Below are 3377 nucleotides of genomic sequence, written 5' to 3' on the forward strand. Positions count from 1 at the left end.
CGCACAGCCGCGAACGGCGATGTCGCTAACAAAATCGGCACATATCCGCTGGCGGTGATGGCTCGGCGGCACAGGGTGCCCTTCTATGTGGCCGCGCCGCTGTCGTCGATTGACCTCGACTGTCCTGACGGCGCAGCGATACCGATCGAAGAGCGCTCGGGCCGCGAGCTGACCGAATACGGCGGCAAGCAGATCACGCCTAAGGGCATCCGCACCTTCAACCCCGCGTTCGACGTCACGCCCGCCGAGTTGGTGACGGCGATCATCACCGAACGCGGCGTTGCGTATCCGCCGTACTCGGAAAGTTTGCGGGCGCTCAAGAACAAACTCTGAGCGATTGACTATTCGTCGAAGTGATCCAGATACTCAGAAAGCCCATAGCCAATCTTGCCGTCCCAATTCCATTCCGTCATGCCCTCAGCGATTCGAGTAACTATTCCGGCGCGGCGATTGCGCAGCGGAATCATCGATAGCACTTTGCCGGTAATGACTATTGGCGCTCCAGCGCCGGCTGTCTGGCAGGTCACCTTGATCTTGTCATGTAGCTGCTGCTCACCGACGAATTCGGTCTGAATATCGACCTTCACTATATTGAGAAACGGCTTGCCTTTGCGCGCAATGAATCCACCCGGACGTTCGCTGCCGTCGCGATTTACGGTAATCGTGGCCATCCCGCCGAGATCCTCGTCGAAGTTCATCGTCAGCCATCGGTAGAACTTGGGCGCCTGCCAGTAGCGCGGCCCCCAGCTATGATCGCGCAGACCGAGCCCGTCGATTTTGAACTCGCGATCGACGCCGTCAGTCGTGAGCACGAGTTTCCCCATTGCGTGGCCCAGCTGTTCCAGGTGTCCTTTCGCGAATTGAGCCTCGGCGTCGCCGGAGGTTTTCGACGAGATCCATTGATCTCCGATCTTTTCGCGCAGTTCGCCGCCCCATCCGGGAGAGGTGGCCGCGTAGTCGATTTCGAGCGCAGCCTTCGAATAGGGATTGGTTTTGAACGCCTTGGCTGGATCGGCCATCTCCAGCGGATTTTTCATAGTGCAGAGTTTTCCGTGATAGCTGACGCGATGGCGTTCGAACGGTTTGACGACTTCGAATTTCGCGCCGCCCGCGTTGTGAGCTTCGTTATTCTTGATCTCCGGCCGCTGGAACATGAAGCCAACGGTTCCATCCGGGAGATAGAGACACGCCGTCATCTCCGCGTAACCCTCGTTCGCGCGATTACCCAGTCGGATAAAACCGCCGATGCGCTGACCACGATCGTAAAAATTGTAATATGCACTCTCGTTGAAATTGGACTCGCCGGTATTCGGATGCATCAGGTCGTCTTGTTCAAGCAGTACTACTTTGGTTTCAGGCATTAGTCAGATCTCCTGTTACTCTTTAACGGCTTCGCGGATCGCGATGTCGCTGTCAAGATAGCGCGGATTCGCGATACGCAGTTTGTCCTCGACGCTCTGACGGACCACCGTCAGCACTTCGCTCCGCCAGGCGCCATCGTCCGCTTCTCCGCCGCGGATCTTCGAGGTCAGCTCTTCGCCGAGGCTGGCAGCAGCTTTGCGCAGATCGTCGAGGCCGTGCAGGTGCGGTTTTTCGTGTCCGAGCAATAGCGCCAGCGCTTTTACCTCGCTTCTAACGAGCGGATCTTCCATCTTTATCTCACGAGCGACGATTCGCATCACGTTGGCGACTACTCGCGCCTGGAACTGCCGTGCGCCCTGGACGGCAGGCACGAGTTCGCTATCCACGAAGTCGGCGGCTGCTTCGAGCAGTTCAACTGAGGTCGGTCTGTCCTGCATATCGATTACTCACAATGCCAGTTTGGTTTACCATGTAGCTATTCGATCAAGTTGAGCAGCTCGAGTTCCGTCTCGGCGGTCCGCCGTCCGATACTAGCCAGTTCGACGCTTTTGACGAATCCGTCGATATGAGTACGAGCCTGGCTAATGGTGATAATGCCCCATCGCAGGTTGCCGAAAACCTCCCAGAACCGCGCGGCCTCAGGATCGACGTCGATGCCGCTGGCTTTTTCGTAGGCACGGAAGAAATCCTCGCGGGTACCGAGTCCGCCGACCGGCTTCTGATCGTTGCCGAATCGCCACGCTCGCACGCACATCCATCCGACGTCTTCCATCGGGTCGCCGAGATGCGCCAGCTCCCAGTCGAGGATCGAGCGGACCCCTTCGGGACCAAAAATGACATTGCCGATTCTGTAATCGCCGTGTACCAGCGTCTTGCGCGGAGTCTTCGGAAACCGCTTCAGGAGCCATCGAAAGGCTAATTCGAACGCGGGATGCGGTTCGAGCGCGAGGCGCCGAAAGTTTTCCTCGTAGCGCTTTACCTCGGTCAGCGCTGCGTTATCGCCCGGCTCCGCAAGGAAGTCGAGTTTGTGTTTGACTGGATCGATTCGATGAATCTTGGCGAGAATGTCGGCAAGTTGAATGGGCATCACTTCGCGCGCGCGGGCATAGGTGTCGTCGCGGAGCAGGCGACGGGCCAGGGTTTCGCCGTCTATCCGCTCCATGATGAAAAACGCAGAGCCGAGGACGGCGGGATCCTCGGAGACCCAGAACACCTCGGGAACCGGGATGCGCTCTTCGAAAGCCGCGCGAATCACCATGAACTCGTGACGACGATTGGTCGAAATGTTGTGAGCGCCTGGATCGCGGCGCAACACCATCGCGCGCCGAGTAGTTCCTCCACCACGCTGCATCGCGCAATCGAACGACCAGATCTCGCGCGATGCGCCGCCGGGCATCTTGCGAAAATTCTCGATCGCGACGCTGTCGAACCGGCCTTCAGCTCGGATGAAGCCGATCAGCCGCCGGACCATTTCGCCTGGTTCGATTCTCTCCATCGCGCGCACTCACTTTCGAAGAACAATGAGTATCACGAAATTTCGCTGCTCCGCATACCGGGGAATCGAACTGCCGGAGACCTAGGCGCGATGGCCAACCTTCTGCGCAATTCCGTCGCCGAGCAGGTTGAAACCGAGTATCGAAAAACCGATCGCGAGTCCCGGCGCAGTCGTGAGGTGCGGGGCGACGAGCAGGAACGCTCGGCCCGCGTCGAGCATGTTACCCCAACTGGGCGTTGGCGGAATCGCGCCGAGGCCCAGGAACGAAAGCGCGGCTTCGGCGCCGATTATTCCGCCGACTCCGAACGTCGCCTGTACGGCAAGCGGCCCGACGACTCCGGGCAAGAGATGGCGCATCAGCAGTCGCGATTTTTTGGCGCCGAGGGTTTCGGCGGCGAGGACATACTCGCGCTCGCGCAAGCTCAACACTTCGCCGCGCACGATGCGCGCGTAACCGGTCCATCCCATCGCGGTCAGCGCAATCACGAGATCGATCAGGCCCGGGCCGAGAATCGCAGCC

General features: G+C 59.2%; 4 protein-coding genes and 1 pseudogene. 1 reads left to right on the forward strand and 4 read right to left on the reverse strand.

All coding sequences use genetic code 11. From position 1 onward, the window contains the following. A pseudogene (gene mtnA / locus VIW95_RS10410) lies at nt 1–333 on the forward strand (S-methyl-5-thioribose-1-phosphate isomerase); the annotation flags it as partial. A gap of 8 nt (nt 334–341) precedes the next feature. On the opposite strand, the gene VIW95_RS10415 reads toward mtnA, so the two are convergent. The 4 genes from VIW95_RS10415 to VIW95_RS10430 all read right to left on the reverse strand — a co-directional run. Then, the gene (locus tag VIW95_RS10415) at nt 342–1361 is read right to left on the reverse strand and encodes a DUF7064 domain-containing protein (protein WP_331586131.1); all 1020 of its coding nucleotides are present in this window, start codon (nt 1359–1361) and stop codon (nt 342–344) included. 15 nt (nt 1362–1376) lie between these two features. After that, a complete protein-coding gene (locus VIW95_RS10420) occupies nt 1377–1799 on the reverse strand; it encodes a DUF6285 domain-containing protein (protein WP_331586133.1) in 423 nt (140 codons plus the stop codon). Nucleotides 1800–1837: 38 nt separating this feature from the next. Next, nucleotides 1838–2857, reverse strand: a complete 1020-nt coding sequence (locus VIW95_RS10425; RefSeq protein ID WP_331586134.1) for a phosphotransferase family protein — start codon at nt 2855–2857, stop codon at nt 1838–1840. 81 nt (nt 2858–2938) lie between these two features. Beyond that, on the reverse strand, nt 2939–3377 hold a 439-nt coding region (locus VIW95_RS10430), incomplete at its 5' end, for an ABC transporter permease (protein WP_331586136.1).

This window comes from Binatus sp. (SeqCode), assembly GCF_036522015.1.
Taxonomy (GTDB): Bacteria; Desulfobacterota; Binatia; order Binatales; family Binataceae; genus Binatus.

What these genes read in the sequence shown, in the direction of transcription:
- VIW95_RS10415 (WP_331586131.1), bottom strand. Translation starts at nt 1,361, where the DNA reads ATGCCTGAAACCAAAGTAGTACTGCTTGAACAAGACGACCTGATGCAT.
- VIW95_RS10420 (WP_331586133.1), bottom strand. Translation starts at nt 1,799, where the DNA reads ATGCAGGACAGACCGACCTCAGTTGAACTGCTCGAAGCAGCCGCCGAC.
- VIW95_RS10425 (WP_331586134.1), bottom strand. Translation starts at nt 2,857, where the DNA reads ATGGAGAGAATCGAACCAGGCGAAATGGTCCGGCGGCTGATCGGCTTC.